The sequence below is a fragment of the Paenibacillus sp. SER-28 genome, assembly GCF_052906305.1.
In genome coordinates, this window is record NZ_JBRECM010000006.1 from 81,132 (window position 1) to 101,044 (window position 19,913).

Annotated in this window: 13 protein-coding genes and 1 riboswitch; of the genes, 10 read left to right on the plus strand and 3 right to left on the minus strand. The window is 48.1% G+C overall.

Annotated elements, in window-relative coordinates:
* Positions 1-35: 35 nt before the first annotated feature.
* Positions 36-311 (plus strand): HPr family phosphocarrier protein, encoded by a 276-nt coding sequence (locus ACUYLD_RS15990; RefSeq protein WP_013372579.1) that lies wholly within the window; start codon positions 36-38, stop codon positions 309-311.
* The gene (gene ptsP / locus ACUYLD_RS15995; RefSeq protein WP_446675479.1) at positions 304-2,016 is read left to right on the plus strand and encodes a phosphoenolpyruvate--protein phosphotransferase; all 1,713 of its coding nucleotides are present in this window, start codon (positions 304-306) and stop codon (positions 2,014-2,016) included. Before ACUYLD_RS15990 ends, ptsP begins: the two co-directional genes overlap by 8 nt.
* A gap of 120 nt (positions 2,017-2,136) precedes the next feature.
* On the opposite strand, the gene gcvPB is transcribed toward ptsP, so the two are convergent.
* From gcvPB to gcvT, 3 genes are all read right to left on the minus strand, one after another.
* Entirely contained in the window at positions 2,137-3,633 is a 1,497-nt protein-coding gene (gene gcvPB, locus ACUYLD_RS16000; RefSeq protein ID WP_302057415.1) for an aminomethyl-transferring glycine dehydrogenase subunit GcvPB, read from the minus strand.
* Entirely contained in the window at positions 3,630-4,985 is a 1,356-nt protein-coding gene (gene gcvPA, locus ACUYLD_RS16005) for an aminomethyl-transferring glycine dehydrogenase subunit GcvPA (protein WP_446675480.1), read from the minus strand. The genes gcvPB and gcvPA overlap by 4 nt, the downstream gene beginning before the upstream one ends.
* Before the next feature lie 124 nt (positions 4,986-5,109).
* Positions 5,110-6,210, minus strand: a complete 1,101-nt coding sequence (gcvT, locus tag ACUYLD_RS16010; RefSeq protein ID WP_446675481.1) for a glycine cleavage system aminomethyltransferase GcvT — start codon at positions 6,208-6,210, stop codon at positions 5,110-5,112.
* A 176-nt stretch (positions 6,211-6,386) separates the two neighbouring features.
* Positions 6,387-6,485: riboswitch (glycine riboswitch) on the minus strand.
* A gap of 394 nt (positions 6,486-6,879) precedes the next feature.
* On the opposite strand from gcvT, the gene gcvH reads away from it, so the two are divergent.
* The 8 genes from gcvH (at position 6,880) to pulA (ending at position 19,686) form a co-directional block, all read left to right on the plus strand.
* On the plus strand, positions 6,880-7,278 hold the full coding sequence (gcvH, locus tag ACUYLD_RS16015) for a glycine cleavage system protein GcvH (RefSeq protein ID WP_446675482.1): 399 nt from the start codon (positions 6,880-6,882) through the stop codon (positions 7,276-7,278).
* Between the two features lie 378 nt (positions 7,279-7,656).
* Positions 7,657-9,135, plus strand: a complete 1,479-nt coding sequence (locus ACUYLD_RS16020) for a PTS mannitol transporter subunit IICB (protein ID WP_069290173.1) — start codon at positions 7,657-7,659, stop codon at positions 9,133-9,135.
* Positions 9,136-9,216: 81 nt separating this feature from the next.
* Positions 9,217-11,295: a BglG family transcription antiterminator gene (locus ACUYLD_RS16025; RefSeq protein WP_446675483.1), complete on the plus strand. Its 2,079-nt coding sequence runs from the start codon at positions 9,217-9,219 to the stop codon at positions 11,293-11,295.
* Positions 11,292-11,726, plus strand: coding sequence for a PTS sugar transporter subunit IIA (locus tag ACUYLD_RS16030; protein WP_235308869.1), 435 nt, complete (start codon positions 11,292-11,294; stop codon positions 11,724-11,726). Before ACUYLD_RS16025 ends, ACUYLD_RS16030 begins: the two co-directional genes overlap by 4 nt.
* Positions 11,723-12,868, plus strand: coding sequence for a mannitol-1-phosphate 5-dehydrogenase (locus ACUYLD_RS16035; protein WP_254325058.1), 1,146 nt, complete (start codon positions 11,723-11,725; stop codon positions 12,866-12,868). Before ACUYLD_RS16030 ends, ACUYLD_RS16035 begins: the two co-directional genes overlap by 4 nt.
* Positions 12,869-13,082: 214 nt before the next feature.
* The gene (locus ACUYLD_RS16040) at positions 13,083-15,248 is read left to right on the plus strand and encodes a DUF454 family protein (protein WP_446675484.1); all 2,166 of its coding nucleotides are present in this window, start codon (positions 13,083-13,085) and stop codon (positions 15,246-15,248) included.
* On the plus strand, positions 15,241-16,896 hold the full coding sequence (locus ACUYLD_RS16045) for an amino acid ABC transporter ATP-binding/permease protein (RefSeq protein WP_446675485.1): 1,656 nt from the start codon (positions 15,241-15,243) through the stop codon (positions 16,894-16,896). The genes ACUYLD_RS16040 and ACUYLD_RS16045 overlap by 8 nt, the downstream gene beginning before the upstream one ends.
* 255 nt (positions 16,897-17,151) lie before the next feature.
* A complete protein-coding gene (pulA, locus tag ACUYLD_RS16050) occupies positions 17,152-19,686 on the plus strand; it encodes a type I pullulanase (RefSeq protein ID WP_446675486.1) in 2,535 nt (844 codons plus the stop codon).
* Positions 19,687-19,913 lie beyond the last annotated feature (227 nt).

The window sequence follows — 19,913 nt, forward strand, 5'->3', positions numbered from 1 at the left end:
AAATATTATCTTTAGGAAAGTGGGAGGAACAAATTATGCAAACAACTTTTAGAATTACGGATGAAGACGGTATCCATGCACGTCCTGCAACTGCACTGGTAAATACAGCTAACAAATTCAGCGGTGCTGAATCTTTTGCCGAAGCTAACGGTAAAAAAGTAACTTTGAAATCCATTCTGGGTGTATTGTCTCTGGGTCTGGAACAAGGTGATACTATTAACATTATCTGCGAAGGCGCTGAAGCTGCCGAAGCACTGAAAGCTCTTGAAAATGTAATCGTTAACGAAGGGCTGGGCGAAGTTCATGCTTAAAATTTCCGGGATTGCCGCTTCGGCAGGCATAGCCATTGCCCGGGCGTTTATCTTGGAGCATCCGAATTACGCTGTAGAGAGACGCGCGGTTGGTGATGTTGAGGCTGAAATCGCGAGATTGGATGCGGCTTTGGTACAATCTCAAACCGAATTGGAATCGATTAAGGAGAAAACGCTTCAGGAGCTGGGAGAGAAAAAAGCAGAAATTTTTGCATCTCACCTGCTCATCCTGAATGATCCTGAATTGATCGATCCGGTTAAAGCTAAAATCAGAGACGAGCAGCTTAATGCTGACTATGCTTTGAATGAAGTAGCTACACAGTTCATTTCCATGTTTGAAAACATGAAAAGTGCCTATTTGCAAGAACGCGCATCGGACATGCGTGATGTAACCAAGCGGATCCTGAATCACCTGCTTGGTGTTCATTTTGTTAGTCCTGCAGAAATTGCCGAAGAAACGATTGTGCTTGCAGAAGATTTGACACCTTCCGACACAGCTCAGCTGAACCGTGAATTTGTTAAAGGTTTTGCAACGAACATCGGCGGACGTACTTCGCATTCGGCTATTATGGCTCGCTCACTTGAAATTCCTGCAGTTGTGGGAACGAAAAATATATTGTCTCAAGCTAAAAGCGGCGATTTGATTATCGTTGATGGTTTGGATGGTCACGTATTCGTGAACCCTACCGAAGAGATTGTTGCGGAATACCGTGCTAAACAGGTGGCATACGACAAGCAACGCGAAGAGTGGCGCAAGCTGCGCGGCGAAGCTACAGTTTCTGTCGATGGTGTCCATGTCGAACTGGCAGCCAATATTGGTACGCCTAATGATGTAGCTGGTGTTCTGGACAACGGTGGTGAAGGCGTTGGCTTGTACCGTACGGAGTTCTTGTACATGGGACGCGATAAGCTTCCATCCGAAGAAGTACAGTATACGGCGTACAAAACCGTTCTGGATAGAATGGAAGGTAAGCCGGTTGTAGTCCGTACTTTGGATATCGGTGGCGACAAAGAACTTCCTTATCTGGACTTGCCGAAAGAAATGAACCCGTTCCTCGGATTCCGTGCTATTCGTCTGTGTCTGGATCGCCAGGATATTTTCCGCACTCAATTGCGTGCTTTGTTGCGTGCGAGTGTGCATGGTAACCTGCGCATCATGTTCCCGATGATTGCTACGCTGAACGAATTCCGTGAAGCTAAAGCTGTTTTGTTGGAAGAAAAGGAAAAGTTGGTAGCCGAGGGTGTATCCGTATCTGAAGAAATTCAGTTGGGCATCATGGTAGAAATTCCTTCAACAGCGGTATTGGCTGACCAATTCGCAAAAGAAGTGGATTTCTTCAGTATCGGTACAAACGATCTCATTCAATACACAATGGCAGCGGATCGCATGAACGAGCGGGTTTCTTACCTGTATCAACCATACAATCCATCCATTCTGCGTCTGGTGAAAATGGTTATTGATGCCGCTCACCGTGAAGGACGTTGGGTTGGTATGTGTGGTGAAATGGCAGGAGATACAACAGCAATTCCGTTGCTGTTGGGTCTTGGACTTGATGAGTTCAGTATGAGCGCAACTTCCATTCTGCCAGCACGTAGCCAAATCTCCAAGTTGTCCCGTGCGGACATGGAAAAACTGGCTACAAAAGCTCTGGACATGCAAACAGCAGAACAGGTTGTTGAATTGGTTCAAAGCATCGAAGGCTAAGGAAGGGTATTACATTTCAAAGGTTATATCTTTTTCCAACAAAAAAATTGCTGTGTACATACAGCAGCCGGTATCTATTTAGATACCGGCTTTTTTGCATCCTTTAAGTAGAATTTGTTTTTAACTGCATGAGCAATTCAGTACAGGTTTGCGGGCCGCGGTAGTTTCGTCCAATCGTGTGACTGGAGTAGTATACGGTGCATTGAGCACCAGCTCAGGGTTCTCTTCCGCTTCCCGCGCAATATGAATCATAGTGTCGACAAAAGCATCAAGTGTTTCCTTACTTTCCGTCTCCGTGGGCTCGATCATGATGCACTCCTCTACATTCAGTGGGAAGTAAATTGTAGGCGGATGGTAGCCGAAATCAAGCAGCCGTTTGGCTACATCAAGCGTGCGCACTCCAAATTTTTTCAAGCCTCGCCCCGACATTACGAATTCGTGTTTGCAATGTCCAGGGTAGGGCAGGTCAAAATGTGGAGCGAGCCGATGCATCATGTAATTGGCATTGAGCACAGCGCATTCCGATACACGCTTTAAGCCATCAGGACCGTAGCTACGGATATAGGCGTAGGCACGAACGAGAATACCGAAGTTGCCGTAAAAGGCCTTAACCCGTCCAATAGAATCTCCCTGTTCCCGGTCCCAGTGGTACACCCCCTGCGGATCCCGTACGACAAGCGGCTTGGGCAAATAAGGGATGAGCCGTTGCTTTACGCCGACAGGCCCAGCGCCGGGGCCGCCGCCGCCGTGCGGGGTACTCATCGTTTTGTGTAAATTGAGATGCACTACATCGAAGCCCATATCCCCGGGGCGGGTAATTCCCATGATGGCGTTGGAGTTCGCCCCGTCATAGTAGAGCAGACCACCCGCGTCATGCACGATGGCAGCAATGTCAGTGATTTGCTTCTCGAACAGCCCAAGCGTGTTCGGGTTGGTCAGCATGAGCGCAGCGGTGTCGTTGCCTACGGCTTGACGTAGCGCATCCAGATCCACCAGCCCCTCAGGGGTGGAGGGAAGGGTGACTGTTTCGAAGCCCGCGACGGTTGCGCTGGCGGGGTTCGTTCCGTGCGAGGAATCCGGCACGAGCACCTTGGTACGTCGCTCACCACGTGCTTCGTGGTATGAGCGAATCATCATCAGCCCGGTCCATTCGCCATGGGCGCCCGCGGCAGGCTGAAGTGTGACGGCATCCATGCCAGTTAACGCAGCCAAATCATTTTGGAGCGTATGCAGCAGCTCCATAGCACCCTGGATGCTCTCCTCGGGCTGATATGGATGGATTTTGGCGAAGCCTGTATATCGGGCGACATCCTCATTCACTTTCGGATTGTATTTCATCGTACAGGAGCCGAGCGGATAAAATCCGTTGTCCACGCCGAAATTGCGCCGGGACAAGGCGGTATAATGCCGAATAACGTCTACTTCGTATACCTCGGGTAATGCCGCAGGTTCACTGCGCAGCGCATAATCTGGCAAAAGCTCTGCCACCGGGCGACGGGGAACGTCGCACTCGGGAAGAGAATAGGCGATGCGACCCGGACGGCTCAATTCAAAAATGAGCGCTTGATCGTGTTCCTTCAACAGCCCTTGTTTCTGATCCTGTCCGGTGTGTATCATAGCAATCCCCCCAAGGTGTGTACAAATTGGTCAATCTCCTCTTTGGTTCTTTGCTCCGTCACGGCAATCAACATGTGACCAGCAAGTTCCTCATAGTCCCGGCCCAAATCGTAGCCAGCGATAAATCCAGCAGCTAGCAACTCAGTCTGGAGTTTGCTCATATCTGTACCCTCAGGCAGTCTAAGGGCAAATTCGTTAAAAGTCGGTGCGTTAAACGAGGCTGTTACGCCCTTCAAGCTCAGCAATTGCTCTAAAGCATAACGGCTTTTATGCAAATTTAGCTCGGCTACTTCCTTGATCCCCTGTCTACCCATGACAGACAAGTACACAGATGCAGATAAAGCTAGCAACGCTTGATTGGAGCAAATGTTAGACGTGGCCTTTTCGCGGCGGATATGCTGTTCCCGCGCTTGCAAGGTCAGCACGAAGCCGCGTTTACCGTTACGGTCAGTGGTCTGACCCACAATACGGCCGGGGATACGGCGCATATGTGCCTGAGAAACGGCAAAGTATCCACAGGTCGGACCGCCGAGAGAAGAGGAGATGCCAAGTGGCTGCGCATCTCCTACCACAATATCCGCGCCCTGTTTGCCGGGTGTCTCCAGCAAGCCAAGTGCCAGTGGGTTGGCGCTGACGACCAAAAGACCTTTGTGCGCATGGATGAGATCAGCCATCGGCTTCAGGTTTTCCACGGCTCCGAAAAAGTTGGGGCTTTGGACTAAAACAGCCGCGGTCTGTTCTGATACGGCCGCCGCTAACGCATTAGCATCCGTTACCCCGTCCGAATAGCCAATCTCCACGATGTCCAAATCCAATCCGCGTGCATAGGCTGCCAATACCTGACGTGCCTCCGGATGGACGGACCTTGATACGATAAGCTGTTTACGGCGGGTAGCTGCGGCGGACAGTGAGCCCGCTTCCGCCAGTGCAGTCGCTCCGTCGTACATGCTGGCATTAGCTACAGCCATGCCCGTCAATTCGCAAATATACGACTGAAATTCGAAAATGGCTTGTAGCTCGCCTTGGCTTACTTCCGGCTGATAGGGGGTGTAGGCTGTGTAGAATTCCGAGCGTGAAGTGATGTGCTGGATGACGGACGGAATATGATGATCATAGATTCCTGCGCCAAGAAAGCTGGCATGTGTGTCTGTATTGGCGTTGTGTCCGGCCAGCTCGGCCAAATGTCGGGTCAAGGCTCTCTCGTCGAGCCGAGAAGAAAGAGGGAGTTCCCCTTGATATCGAATGGCCTCAGGAATGTCACTGAATAAATCATCAATGGATGAAACGCCGACCACACGCAGCATTTCGATTTGATCCTGTTCAGTCATAGGGAGATAGCGATGCTGCTTCATAGGTTCTGGCTCCTTTCGAAAAGCAAAATTTAAATCGTAAATTAGCTAATAAAAAAGTGTGAGATGAAAACCCAGAAGTTCATATCTGACATGTTTGCTTTATTGAAATGAAGAGAGTTTAAGATCAGCGCGGGCGTTTATAAAAGGGTGCTGCCACCACCTCGGCACGCAGGCGTTTGCCACGAATCTCAACCTCCAGCGGTGTGGAGAGGGCGCTAAAACGACTGTCTACCAAGGCGAGGCCCAGATTACGCTTCAAGGTGGGCGACTGAGTCCCCGTTGTGACCTCACCGATGCGTTGTCCTTCTGCGAATACCGGGTAATGGGCGCGAGGGATACCGCGATCCATCATTTCCAGCCCGATCAATTTGCGAGGAATCCCTTGTTCTTTCTGACGTTGCAGTGCTTCTCTACCGATAAAATCTCCTTTATTCAGCTTGACGAAGAACCCTAGACCGGCTTCGAGCGGTGAAATCGTGGCAGATAACTCCTGTCCGTACAGCGGCAACCGTGCCTCAAAGCGTAATGTATCCCGAGCACCAAGTCCAGCGGGAATCAGCCCATACGACTCACCGGAACGAAGCAAACCCTCCCATACAGCTGGTGCTTCCGCAGCAGGTACATAAAATTCAAAACCGTCTTCGCCCGTATATCCGGTTCGTGAGACGAGTGCTTTTGCTCCGAACAATGGCACATTCTCATGGAAGCGAAAAGATGCCAGATTCGTAATGTCCGTATCTGCCACGGCTGCGGCAATACGTGCTGCTTCCGGTCCTTGCAACGCCAGCAATGCTATCGCATCAGACACATTCTCCATGTGAACGGATGCAGGCATATGGCGAATTAGCCAATCCCAATCCTTATCGATGTTAGAGGCGTTCACAACGAGCATGTAGCGCTCCGGTCCTTTGCAGTAAACAAGCAGGTCGTCTACTACCCCTCCATCGGGGTAACACAGGAGTGAATATTGTGCCTGACCTGGTTCCAACTGGCTGACATCATTCGTGGTCACCCTTTGCAGAAAAGCTTCGGCCTCTTTGCCTTCAACCAAAAATTCGCCCATATGCGATACATCGAATAAACCGGCACGTTGCCGGACGGCCTCATGCTCCTTTTGAATGCTGCTAAACTGAACGGGGAGCTCCCAGCCGCCAAAGTCAATACAACGAACCCCAGACTGCGTCCCGTAGGACGAATATAGCGGTGTTTTTCGCAAATTAGTCATTTTTCCACTCCTATCCGGTGTGATCGGCTAAACAAAAAAGACAGGCCGAAAAAAACGTATAGACGGCAGTCTACACTCTTTTTTCAGCTCTGTCCTTGATACCAGAAAGTTACCCCGGTATGTACCGGGTTTCCCCTTGGGTGATCCGCTCCAATAGCGAATGCTCTCCAGAGATGCGTCCGGCAGAGGTCCTTTTGCCTGAGAGATTCACCTGCAATGCAGGCTTACTCCTTCGGCGCTACCTTCGGGATCAACAGTATATTACCTGGCTTTGCAGATAACAACTTGATCCGATTCGCGTGCACTTATGTTTCATAAGCGGCAACAGCTATGCGAATCTTTTTGGCAGTCTCTCCCTCCGCGTTCATCCGCGTTTGCAGTTGTCGGGGTGTTTCCCAAAGCATTTGCTATAACCCATTAATACGCAAATTCATTCAAAATGTCAATAAAAATGTCATCAAAAACAATAGAAAAAACATTTAATATATAAATAAGGATATGTAAGCGTTTGTTATAAGCTATCATATTTTTATATAGTACGCCATATGAGGTGATATGAAGTATTTTTGTTAGTATTATTGACATGAGTGTTCTTGTTGTCATAATCTTAACCTGTCTAATACAGGTGAGCAAAAGCGATTTTATTCATATGGAAGTGAGGGGAACAGGATGAGTGAAGTAAAGCAGCAACTTTGGTATACAGACGAACATGAGTGGGTTCAGCGCACAGCGGATGGGACGTTGCGGATTGGTATCACAGACTTTGCACAGCATCAACTGGGTGATATTGTTTTTGTAGAATTACCTGAGGCGGGAGTAACGATTGAGCAGGGAGCGGAGATCGGTACGATTGAATCGGTAAAGACGGTATCCGACCTTTTTGCTCCGGTGACGGGAACCGTATTAAAAGTGAATGAAGCGCTGGAAAGTACGCCTGAGCTAGTAAATGAATCTCCCTATGAAAAAGGTTGGATGATCGAAGTAGAGATGGGTAAAGATGTGGAGGAAGCATTGGGCAAGCTACTGCCTGCGGATCAATACGAGCAGTTGATTTCCGATGAGCAGTAATGGAGCAATGTAGTATGGAATAAGAGTGTTATTTGTCTGCTCGATTTTTGTATACAACAGTCGCTATGATTTGACATAGCGGCTATTTTTTTGTCTTATTGCAGACGCAATTACGTGTTTTATTCTGATGTAGAGGGTTGTCCCTATAGTAAGAATCATACATAATCCAGTACGGTTTTTCGACTAATTTCTATAGCTACAGGTCATATTAAGAAGAATTATGCAGGTATAATACCTTCTCGGATAATTTAAATTTAAATGTTGTCATCAACGTTCATGACGAAAGTACGTTTTCATTTCGTTGATGAAGATAGCGCTGTCATTTAGTATGAATTTTAAGAAAAGGTAGTGATGCTTACCTACAAGGAGGATTTGAATATGAGTACATTGGACGCAAAGCCAAGTTCAAAAGGAGGCACTCGTGTCGCCGTACAGCGTTTTGGCCGTTTTCTCAGCGGTATGGTTATGCCCAATATGGGAGCCTTTATCGCGTGGGGATTGATTACGGCACTCTTTATTCCGACCGGGTGGTTCCCGAACGAAGGTTTTGCACAACTGGTTGATCCGATGAAAAATTATTTGCTGCCGCTGCTGATTGGTTACACGGGAGGCACGATGATTCACGGACAACGTGGAGGAGTGATTGGTGCCATTATGACGATGGGTGTCATAGTGGGAGCCGATATCCCGATGTTCCTGGGCGCGATGGTCGCTGGTCCGCTGGCTGCGTGGATATTGAAGAAGTTCGACAAGGCCATTGAAGGCAAAGTCAGATCAGGCTTTGAAATGCTGGTCAATAATTTTTCGGCCGGGATTATCGGTGCCATTCTAGCACTGCTTGCCCATGTGGCGATCGGCCCGGTTGTACAAATGATCAGTCAAGTATTGTCGGCAGGGGTACAGTTCCTCGTGAACGCAGGGCTACTGCCGCTTGTCAACCTCATTATTGAGCCCGGAAAAGTACTATTTTTAAACAACGCGCTGAATCACGGAGTATTAAGTCCGATTGCGTTGGAGGAAGCTGCAAGAACAGGGAAATCCGTACTGTTCATGCTGGAATCCAATCCTGGGCCGGGGCTCGGTATTTTGCTGGCCTACTGCCTGTTCGGTAAAGGCTCTGCGAAGTCGTCGGCTCCTGGCGCAGTCATCATTCATTTTTTCGGCGGGATTCATGAAATTTATTTCCCTTATATTTTGATGAAGCCGATTTTGATTCTTGCTGCTATAGCTGGGGGCGTTGTGGGAACCTTCTGTTTCATGTTGACAGGTGCCGGACTGGTTGCTGCTCCTTCGCCGGGCAGCATCATCGCCTATTTTCTAATGACGCCAAAAGGCGGATATTTGCCAATGCTAAGCGGGGTGATCGCTGCTGCGGTCGTATCTTTTGCTGTTGCCGCAGTGTTACTCAAGACTGGTAAGCAACAAGAAGAGGGGCTGGAAGAAGCTGCATCCCGCCTGAAAGATATGAAAAATCAAAGCAAGAGTGCAAGTGCTAACGCCACTGTAATGGAAGATAACCACGAATCTGATCGTGCTGCAGAAATTGCTGCAGATCGAACGCTCAAGGATAAATCCGAAGTGAACAAAATCGTCTTTTCCTGTGATGCAGGTATGGGTTCAAGCGCTATGGGTGCCTCGATTTTACGCAAAAAAATGAAGCAGGCGGGTGTGGGCGTAACAGTTACGAATACGGCAATCAGTGAAATTCCACAGGATGCGGATATTGTCATTACGCAAAAAACGTTGACAGACCGGGCTAAAACAGTGGCTCCTAAAGCTGAGCACATTTCCATTGACAATTTTCTGAAGAGTCCTGAATACGAAGCGCTGGTTGAACGTCTGAAATCCGATTCTTAATCCCCATCGAAGTCAGGCGGACTGTATGCAATGTACGTCTCCTGCTGGAGGGATGAGCTTGGGAAGGAACGGTATGCGCTTATGAATATTACGAAACGACAACGTGACATCGTGGAATATCTTCTGGAGCAGTCCAAAGAGGTTACAGCCGGGGAAATTGCCACGAAGATCAATGTCAGCACAAGGACGGTTCATCGGGAACTGGGTGCAGTCGAGCATTGGCTGGCAGCTCATGAGGTGAAGCTGGAGAAAAAGTCAGGGATCGGTATCTGTATAGATGCTGATCCAGCTCAGCTTGTATGCCTGCGAAAACAATTGCTGCATACGAAGTCAGACGAATATTCGGCTGAGGAGAGAAAGATCGTGGTACTCTGCATGCTGCTGGATACACGGGAGCCGATCAAGCTGTTGGCGCTGGCTTCAGATCTGAAAGTCACGGTAACTACGGTCAGTCATGATCTAGACGAATTGCAAGACTGGATTGAGGAACGTGGACTCATGCTTGTGCGCAGACGGGGGTACGGGGTCGAGATTACAGGGCGGGAGACAGACAAAAGACGGGCGATTTCCGAGCTGGCTCTCGAATATTTGGATGAATCCGATCTGTTTTCAGCCCGGGAAGAACTTCGTCCTGTAACCCGTGTTGCCGACAAGTTGCTGGAGATGATTGGCAGAGATAACCTGCTAATCGTGGAAAAGGCCCTCTGGCAGCCCCATGAAAAATGGTTGGAAAACATGGTGGAAAGCAAATACATGGAGCTGCTGATTCAAATTTGCGTTTCGCTGGTACGTCTTCGACTCGGGTATGTTATAGATCCTCTTCTCTCGTATTTAAAAACAGATTCAGATGAAAATATCATGCTTCGCACAGCTATGGTGGAACGCATATGCACGGAGTTGTCAGAGGCGCTGGATATTGAATTTCCAGAGCCGGAACGATCTTATCTCAGGCTGCTATTTCGTGATGCCGAAGATCACTCTACCCGACTACTGCCGTTGGATGATCTCGTACTGTTGGAGTCGGTTCATGAGTTGATTCGTCGTGTGGAGGAAGAGACAGGCACGCCATTGAAAGAGGACCGTGTTCTGCGTGAAGGACTGATTGCCCATATGGCTCCGGTATTCAAACGTTTGAAGGAAGGCAGGTCGATTCGTAACCCTCTCCTTCAGCAAATCCGCAAGGATTACAGCAGCTTATTCGAATCAGTGAAAAAGGCTGCGGCGAGCATGACAGAAATGAAAGTGCCTGATGAAGAGATCGGATTTCTCGTCATGCATTTCGGCGCTTCGCTGGAGCGGCTGCGACAATTGCGTCGGGAGGTGCGGGCCATTGTAGTCTGCACGAGCGGCATTGGATCATCCAGACTTCTGGCAACAAGGCTCGCCAAAGAGCTCCCACAGATCAAAATTGTGGATAGGGCTTCATGGTACGAGGCGGCGCGGATTCCCAAGGAGGATTATGATCTGATCATTTCGACAGTAGAGCTACCGCTTGAACCAGATCGGTATCTTAAGATCAGTCCGCTGCTAACGCAGGAGGAGAGTGACCGTCTACGTCATTTCATCCAGCATATTACACTCCATCATCTCAATGATCATCAGCAGGAACAGGCCGTTCAGCCTGGCCAGGATATGGAGTGGCTTACCGGTCTGCGGAAAAGTCTCGAGGAAATTGTACACATTGTACAGCAATTTCAAGTGTATCCGCTGGAAAATCAAGGGATGGATATGGCGGCGACCGTAGAGGCGATATGCATGCTGGAGGCGGAGCGGGGAAATGTTACAGAGCCTTCTGTGGTTGCTGCACAACTCATGGAAAGAGAGCGCCAAGGTAGTCAGGTGATCTCTGATACCTCCATTGCTTTAGTTCATACGCGCAGCCACTATATTCCCAAGCCTTCGCTTACCTTGTATAAGCTGGCAGAGCCGCTGTTGGCGGATACAGGTGAACAGGTAGAATGCGTGCTGCTCATGTTGGGGCCTCGTGAGCTGCCGAGAGAAAGCTTGGAGGTATTGAGCGAGATTAGTGCATTACTTTTGCAGGAAGACATGGTTACGCTACTGGAACACGGTAGCAGGGATCATATTGTCAATTATATATCGAGTGAGCTGGCTGAATTTTTCCACAGTAAATTAGGGACAGGGAGGAACCTACCGTGAGTATTATGACGATAGACAAAGTAAAAATGAACGCAACCGCCAAAGACAAATATGAGGCGATTCGTATGGCTGGACAAATCCTGCTGGATGCGGGACATATTTCAAGTGAGTACATTGACAAGATGCTGGAACGCGAGGAGATCGTGTCTACCTACATCGGGAATGGGCTGGCTATTCCACATGGCACCAAGGAATCCAAGACGCTTATTCAATCCACAGGCATCTCCATCGTTCAGTTCCCGCAAGGCGTAGATTTTGGGGAAGAGAAAGCATATATGGTGATCGGCATTGCAGCACAAGGCGGCGATCATATGGAGATTTTGACGAGTATCGCTGTGGTGTGTGCGGAGGAAGAAAATATGGATAAACTTCGCAACGCGGTGACCCCACAGGAAATTATAGATCTGTTCGAAAGTGAGCTGGAGCTATGAGAGCCGTCCACTTTGGAGCAGGAAATATCGGTCGCGGCTTTATCGGATTAATTCTGTCGCGTGCAGGCTATGAGGTTGTCTTTTCAGATGTCAACGACACCCTTGTATCCGAGTTACGCCGTCGTAAACAATATACCGTAGAGTTAGCCAATGATACAAAGGATACGGAGCTGGTCACGAATGTAACGGCGATTGACGGCAGAGATGCATCCGCTGTAGCGGATGCGGTAGACCATGCTGATCTGGTAACGACCGCGGTAGGGGTTAGCATCCTCAGGCATATTGCAGCAGGTATTGCCGAGGGAATAGTGCGGCGGGTGGAGCGAGGGGCAGGCCCGCTGCATGTGATTGCTTGCGAAAATGCAATCGGAGGCAGCGCCCAACTGAAAGAGCATGTTTTTGCGCTACTGGATGAGGCGACTCGTGCCAAGGCAGAGGCTTCGGTATATTTCCCCAATGCTGCTGTAGACCGGATTGTGCCGATCCAACACCACGAGGACCCGTTACATGTGCAGGTAGAGCCTTTTTACGAGTGGGTGGTGGATCGTTCACAAATGGCACCTGAGCATGAAGAAATCGAAGGTATCCTGTACGTGCAGGATCTAGAGCCTTACATTGAACGAAAGCTGTTCACGGTGAATACGGGGCATTGCGTGGCAGCCTATCTTGGCTATACCGCAGGTTATGCTACCATCCAGGAGGCCATGAAGGATAGCAAGGTGGTGGATTCGATACAAGGGTCACTGGAGGAGACAGGAGCAGTGCTTGTGAAGCGCTTCGGTTTGGATCAAGGGGAGCATAAGAAGTACATCTCTAAAATTTTGGATCGCTTCCGCAATCCTAATCTGACAGATGATGTTACTCGGGTCGGACGTTCACCGTTGCGCAAGCTGTCTCCCAATGATCGTCTTGTACGTCCCGCGCTCCAAGCGCAGGAGTATGGCATCCCTACGGATCATCTGGCGTTAGGAATGGCTGCTGCCTGTAAATTTGATATTACGGAAGACCCCGAGGCAGTCGAACTTCAGCAGGTGATTCGTAGCGAAGGACTGGGTGCGGCGCTGACGCGTTATACTTCCATAACCGCAGACCACCCGTTACATCGGCAGGTATTGGAGCAATATGATATTATAAATTCATAAAACAACGAATTATCAACATCTACTTTCCGTAATCCTCTTGAAGACAAAGCATCCACATCAACACTAACGTGTTCTGTAGGGATGTGCTTCAAGAGGATTTTTATATGCGTGATTTACATCACATAACAACCTGCTTAAATTGTTTATATTGATAATGATTATCATTATCTATAAAATGAAATCATTACTATTATAACTATTAGGGAGGATTATAGTGAAACCGATCTATATTACCTTAGGGTTTTTATTTTTGGTGCTTGGAGTTATTGGTGTAGTGCTACCGTTGCTACCGACTACACCGTTTCTACTGCTAGCGACCTTTTTCTTTATGCGGGGGTCCGAAAGGATTCACCAGTGGTTTTCGAATACCTCTCTATACCAAAAGCATCTAGAGAGTTTTGTCCAAACAAGGTCGTTGAAGCTGTCTACGAAAATCACGACATTGGGCTTAGCGTCAGCGATGCTGATTACAGGCTTTATTTTCACGCCTAATGTGTGGGGGAAAGCGCTCATCGTCTTGGTCATCCTTTTTAAATATTATTACTTTATATTCCGCATCGGAACAATAAGAAATGCTGCAGCAGAAATAACGCCTTCATGTTCATCTGAACCTATACCTACACCTACTCCAAAAAAAAGGTCTAAAATGGTCGACAGCCGTCTGCTCGGTCTAGTGGAACATTCTCGGAAATATATCGTCTTGGGTGTGCTTATGCAGTGGATCGGTCTTTTGGGGAGTATAGCCGCTGTGTTATCTATGGCTTTTGTTATGCAGCAGGCATGGGAAGGACAAGTGACTCGCAAGCTGATTCTATCTATGACGGTCATTGTTATTGCTGCTATTGCAGTTCGCTGCCTGAGCAATTATGCAGCCAGTATGTTATCCTATCGTGCTTCGGTAAATGCTAAAAAAACACTGCGCTCGCAAATTTACGGCAAGTTGCTGAAGATGGGATCCGCATATACAGATCATACCTCCACCTCGGGGGTTATTCAGTTTGCTGTAGAAGGGGTAGAGCAGCTTGAAACCTATTTCGGTAGATATATGCCCCAGCTATTTTACAGTCTGCTTGCCCCCGTCACGTTATTCATCACCCTCTCTTTTGTCAGCTTCAAAGCAGCCATTATACTATTGATCTGCGTTCCCTTAATTCCAGTGTCGATCATTGTCATTATGAGGATGGCTAAAAAGCTGTTTCGGAAATATTGGGGCAGTTACGTCAATCTGGGCCACAGCTTTTTGGAGAATGTACAAGGTCTGACTACGCTCAAAATGTACGGAACAGACCAGGATAAACATCAGGAAATGAACACAGCAGCTGAGGACTTTCGCAAAATGACGATGAAAGTGCTGACTATGCAGCTTAACTCCGTGGCCATTATGGATCTTATCGCATTTGGTGGTGCTGCTGCGGGTGTACTGGTCGCGATAAGTGAATATTCTTCAGGTCATATTGGCTTGGCAGGAGCGATCATCATTGTTTTGCTGTCAGCAGAATTTTTCATTCCGCTGCGTTTACTGGGTTCTTACTTCCATATCGCCATGAACGGAATGGCAGCAAGCGACAAAATATTTCAAATGTTGAGTACAGAGGATCTTATACATGGACAAGAAAGCATAGAAAACACAGATATTCGACTGAAACAGGTGAGTTTCGCCTACGACGAAAGAGATACCTTACGAAATATATCCATGGATATTCCCCAGGGCAGCTTGGTTTCAATTATTGGGGAATCAGGCTCTGGTAAAAGTACGGTAGCCGGATTGATCGTTGGGCATCACGAGGGGTATCGAGGAAGTCTGACGATTGGAGGAACCGAGCTTACCGATATTTCGGAAGAAAGCCGCATGCGTCACATGACCTGGATTGGTTTTAACAGCTACATTTTTAAAGGCACAGTGGAAGCAAATTTAAAAATGGGCAATGAGCACGCGGATGAGCAACAAATGCTGGAAGCTTTGCGACAAGTGAAGCTGTATGATTTTATCCTTTCAGAAGGAGGACTGGAAGCAGAACTGGAGGAGCAGGGGGCAAATCTGTCAGGAGGACAGCGCCAACGGCTAGCACTGGCCAGAGCATTGCTGCATGATAGTCGTGTGTACATTTTTGACGAAGCCACCTCTAACATTGACAGTGAGAGTGAGGAAGGCATTATGGAGGTAATACATGCGCTGGCAGGTCAAAAAACAGTGATTCTTATCTCTCATAGACTGGAAAATGTAGTTCAATCCGACTGTATCTATGTGCTGCAAAACGGATTGGTGGCAGAATCCGGAACGCATCATGAACTGTTGAACCAGCAAGGGCACTATGCGGATATGTATCTCAGTCAACACCGGGTAGAGCAGTTTGCAAAAGGAGGGGCTGTATATGCGTAGACACGGATTACGGATCATGGGCCAATTATTGGTATTGGCGGGACCTCTTTTACCTGTACTGCTCATCACGATTGTGACAGGAGTGCTTGGTTTTATTTGTGCTATTGGCATTATAGTGTATGGAGCCCTTGCTCTGCTTACAGCAACGGGCATCACGACAGGCTACACCATGTCGTTTTTGCTGACGGCGATCGTGGTTTGTGCCGTACTGCGCGGCGTATTCCGTTATGGCGAGCAAATGAGTGGTCATTATCTCGCTTTCAAGCTACTGGCTGTACTGCGTGACAAGGTGCTTCAAGCCCTGCGCAGACTCGCTCCAGCCAAATTGGAAGGCAAGGACAAGGGAAATCTGATATCACTCATTACGAGTGATATTGAGCTGCTGGAAGTATTTTATGCGCATACGATAGCGCCTGTAATGATCGGCATCATCACTTCACTGCTCATGGTATTTTTTATCGGTTCTTATGAGCCTCTATTAGGCTGGCTCGCTGCGCTTGCTTATCTAACTGTCGGTTTATTTATTCCCTTACTCACGTCACGTATGGGCAAACGTCAGGGGATGGAATACCGAAGCAGCTTTGGCAAGCTGAGCAGTTACTTTTTGGACAGCTTACGGGGTATGAAGGAAATTGTGCAATATGGACAAGGAGAACAACGTTTGAATGAGATTAACCGTCGCACGGATCAATTGGATGCCAAGCAGAAGGACTTGAAGCATCATGAAGGCATCACAAGAGCGATTACAGATGCGGCTGTAGTTGGATTCTCATTCTTGATGCTGCTGGCTGGCTTGTACGGTATGTCTAATGGTCAGGTTGACTTTACAGGTATGCTGATTTCTGTCATTGCACTGTTTAGTTCATTTGGTCCGGTCGTCGCACTGAGCAACTTGTCCAACAATTTGCTTCAAACGCTGGCGAGCGGGGAACGAGTGTTGAGTCTATTGGAGGAAACCCCGGAGGTTGAGGAAAATATCGAAGGGATGAGTGTTGCCTTTACTGGGGCACGAGTAGACAAGGTGACTTTTGCATACGATGGTCAAACGGTGCTGAATGATGTAAGTCTCACGATACCGCATAAGCGGATTTTAGGCATTCAGGGTAAAAGCGGCTCTGGCAAGTCTACATTGCTAAAGTTGCTGATGCGATTTAGGGACCCGCAGCAAGGTGAAATTTTGCTATCCGGACACGATTTGAAGGAAATTGGGACCCGACATTTGAGAGGATTACAGAGCTATGTAGACCAGCATACGTTCCTGTTTGATGATTCAATTGCAGCTAATATCAAAATCGGAAAGCCTGATGCTACACATGAGCAGGTGGTGGAAGCAGCACGTAAGGCATCCGTGCACGATTTTATTATGACCTTGCCTCAAGGGTATGACAGCCGAGTTGGAGAATTGGGGGACAGGCTGTCCGGTGGAGAACGTCAACGCTTGGGACTGGCCAGAGCCTTTGTCCATAATGCGCCTCTCTTACTGCTCGACGAGCCTACCAGCAATTTGGACAGCCTGAACGAGGCAATTATTTTAAAATCGTTAAAGGAACAGCAGCAAGATAAAACGATTGTCCTTGTTTCGCACCGAAGTTCTACCATGCGGATTGCAGACGATATTTTTGAAATGGATAACCGTAGATTGTCCTGACTTTTCTAACTATTGTTATACCTTAAGGGCAAAAGCTGTAGCCTGTTCATAGTTTTGTCATAAAATGGAGTGTGCGTTGAGATGGAAGCGTCATTCTTATTTAAATCATCCAGCTTTTCAAACTTGTCTTATTTTGATAGCCTATTAGGTGAAGATTTTACAAAATCCTGAGGTATATTGACAAGTCATAAACATCATAAATGATGGATGAACAGAGGCTGTAAGCCGATGTACAGAAATGGGTGGTGAACAGGAATGTCAGATTTCAATCAGCTCAATGAGCTTGAGCACACAACATATCCCATATATGAAGGCTATGATTTGGGTCTTACTTATACGCCTGCGGGCAGCAAGTTCAAGGTATGGGCACCGACTGCGCAGCAGGTCCATATAGCGTTGTATAACGATGCGGGGGTGTACGATCAGGAGGGGAACGTTCAGGAGCACAGCGGTGGTCAGGAATTTCTCATGAGCCGTGGTGATCAAGGTGTATGGTCTATAGAGCTGGAAGGGGACTGGAACAAATATTATTACATGTACAGGCTGGAGTGGGCGGACAACACCATTCATTATGCTGCCGATCCATATGCCACAGGGGTATCAGCCAACGGGCAGCGTACAGCGATCATTGATTTGGCTCAAACCAACCCGGACGGATGGGAATTGGATGCGGGGCCTACCCTTAAGCGGCCGACAGATGCCATTCTCTATGAGCTTCATGTGCGTGATTTTTCGATGGATACCCATTTTAATACGGGGAAAAAAGACTTATCTGCTGCTCAGGGACGGTTTGAGGCCTTTACGTATACGGGATTGAAGGATACTGAGGGGAACAGCATCGGGCTGGATCATCTGCTGGAGCTGGGCATTACACATGTTCATTTGCTTCCAGTGGCTGATTTTCATACGGTGAATGACTTTGCAGAATTAGAAACTGAATATAACTGGGGCTATGATCCGCAACATTATAATGTGCCGGAGGGGTCTTATTCTTCCAATCCGGCTGATCCGGAGACACGCATACGAGAGCTGAAACTGCTGGTACAGTCTTTGCATACTGTCGGCATCGGTGTCATTATGGACGTCGTGTACAACCATACTTATTCGGTGGAACAGGGGCCATTTGAGCCTATTGTACCTGGATATTATTACCGCACGGATGAGCAAGGGCAGCTCACCAATGGATCAGGTGTAGGGAATGAGGTGGCAACCGAACGTCCGATGGTGCGCAAGTATATCAAGGATTCACTACGCTATTGGGCAGAGGAATATCATATAGACGGCTTTCGATTTGATCTGATGGGGCTGATTGATACACCGACCGTAGAGCAGCTTACCCAGGAGCTTCGCTCTGAAGTGCGTCCCGATCTGCTGATCTATGGTGAGCCTTGGACGGGAGGAGAATCTCCGCAACCCTTGCTTACGCTAAAAGGAACGCAACGCGACAAAGGCTTTGCCGTTTTTAACGACAACTACCGTTCTGCTATTAAGGGAGATAGCGACGGTACTGGGAGCGGGTTTGCCACGGGGGCAGAACATCAGGAGGAACAGGTGCTCAAAGGTGCTTTTGGGGCTATTCATGATTTCACAGCTCAGCCATCGGAGACCGTCAATTATGTAACTGCCCACGATAATCTCAATCTGTGGGATAAAATTTTGACGGTAAGACATTTGCGGGAGCACTGTCGTTTTCCACAATGGGAGCAGGGGAAGCCACAGGATGGGAGGACACCGGAACAAGCTGTTGCCGAAGCAGACCCGTATTGGGAACTGGATGAAGATAACTTGCTAGAGAACGAAACCGTACGCAAGTCCCTGTTGGCTAACGGTATGGTACTCACATCGCAAGGCATTCCTTTTATTCATGCAGGGGATGAACTGCTGCGCTCCAAATATGGAGACCATAATAGCTACCGAAGCCCAGATGTGGTGAATGCCATCCATTGGCATAACAAGGCGAGGTTTCGCCCAGTGTTTGATTACTACCAAGGTTTAATTGCTTTGCGGCGCAACCACCCGGCATTCCGAATGGACCATCGTGAGCTAGTGGAGCAGCATATGGAAGTGCTGCAAAGCAGTGGGCATGTGGTGGCTTTTGCTTTGAGGCACCATGCTAACGGCGATGCCTGGAATCATATTGTGGTGATTTATAACGGCTCGGATACAGAGCAAACGATATTATTGCCTGCGGAATCGGATCGTTGGCGTGTGGTCGTGGACGCACACGGGGCTGGTAATGAGACCCGGTATGAAGTGGTAGGCCATCGTGTGACTGTATCGCGCTGGTCGATGATGGTGTTATATGATCAGGAAGAACCTGCACGAGTCTCCTTTTTGACTGAACAAGATCAGGTTAATCGTCAGGCGGAGAACGAATTGGAAGACTCGGATGAGGGAACAGATCAAGAAATTGCAGGTACAGCCATGGCGTTGACAGATGTACAGCTTGGAAACGATAGGGAAGTCGCGCCATTTCGCACGATTGAACTGATCTACGAGCGTGCAGATCGGCAATACACTGGCTGGAACGTATGGGTATGGGGAACTGGGCACCGCGACGGACATGTTGAATTTCGTGATTTGGATGACGGTCGTGCAATAGCGCGTATTCAGGTGTCTCCTGATATACAGCGAATTGGCTACATTGTCCGGCTTAATCACTGGGATGCCAAGGATGTTGAGGCAGATCGCTATATTGATATAGACCTGAACCAGTCTGTGATGCAGGTATTGATTCATAGTGGCAGAGAAGAATATTTGCTACTGGTAAATGATAATCGGGCCGGATAGACTTGTATGCTTGGTCGCTATATATACGAAAGTAGCATTTTTCGATTATTTCGAGAAATGCTATTTTTTTATGTAAACGTGTGTCAGTTTCAGAAAAAAGGGGTAAAATAGAATTATGGACTTGTTTAGTTTTGCCAGCTTGCTGGCTTATATCCTGTAGTACGACTGGTAAACAGGCAAGATTCTTGGAGGAAAATCATTTGTAAGGTAACCTGAAGGAGGTTGTA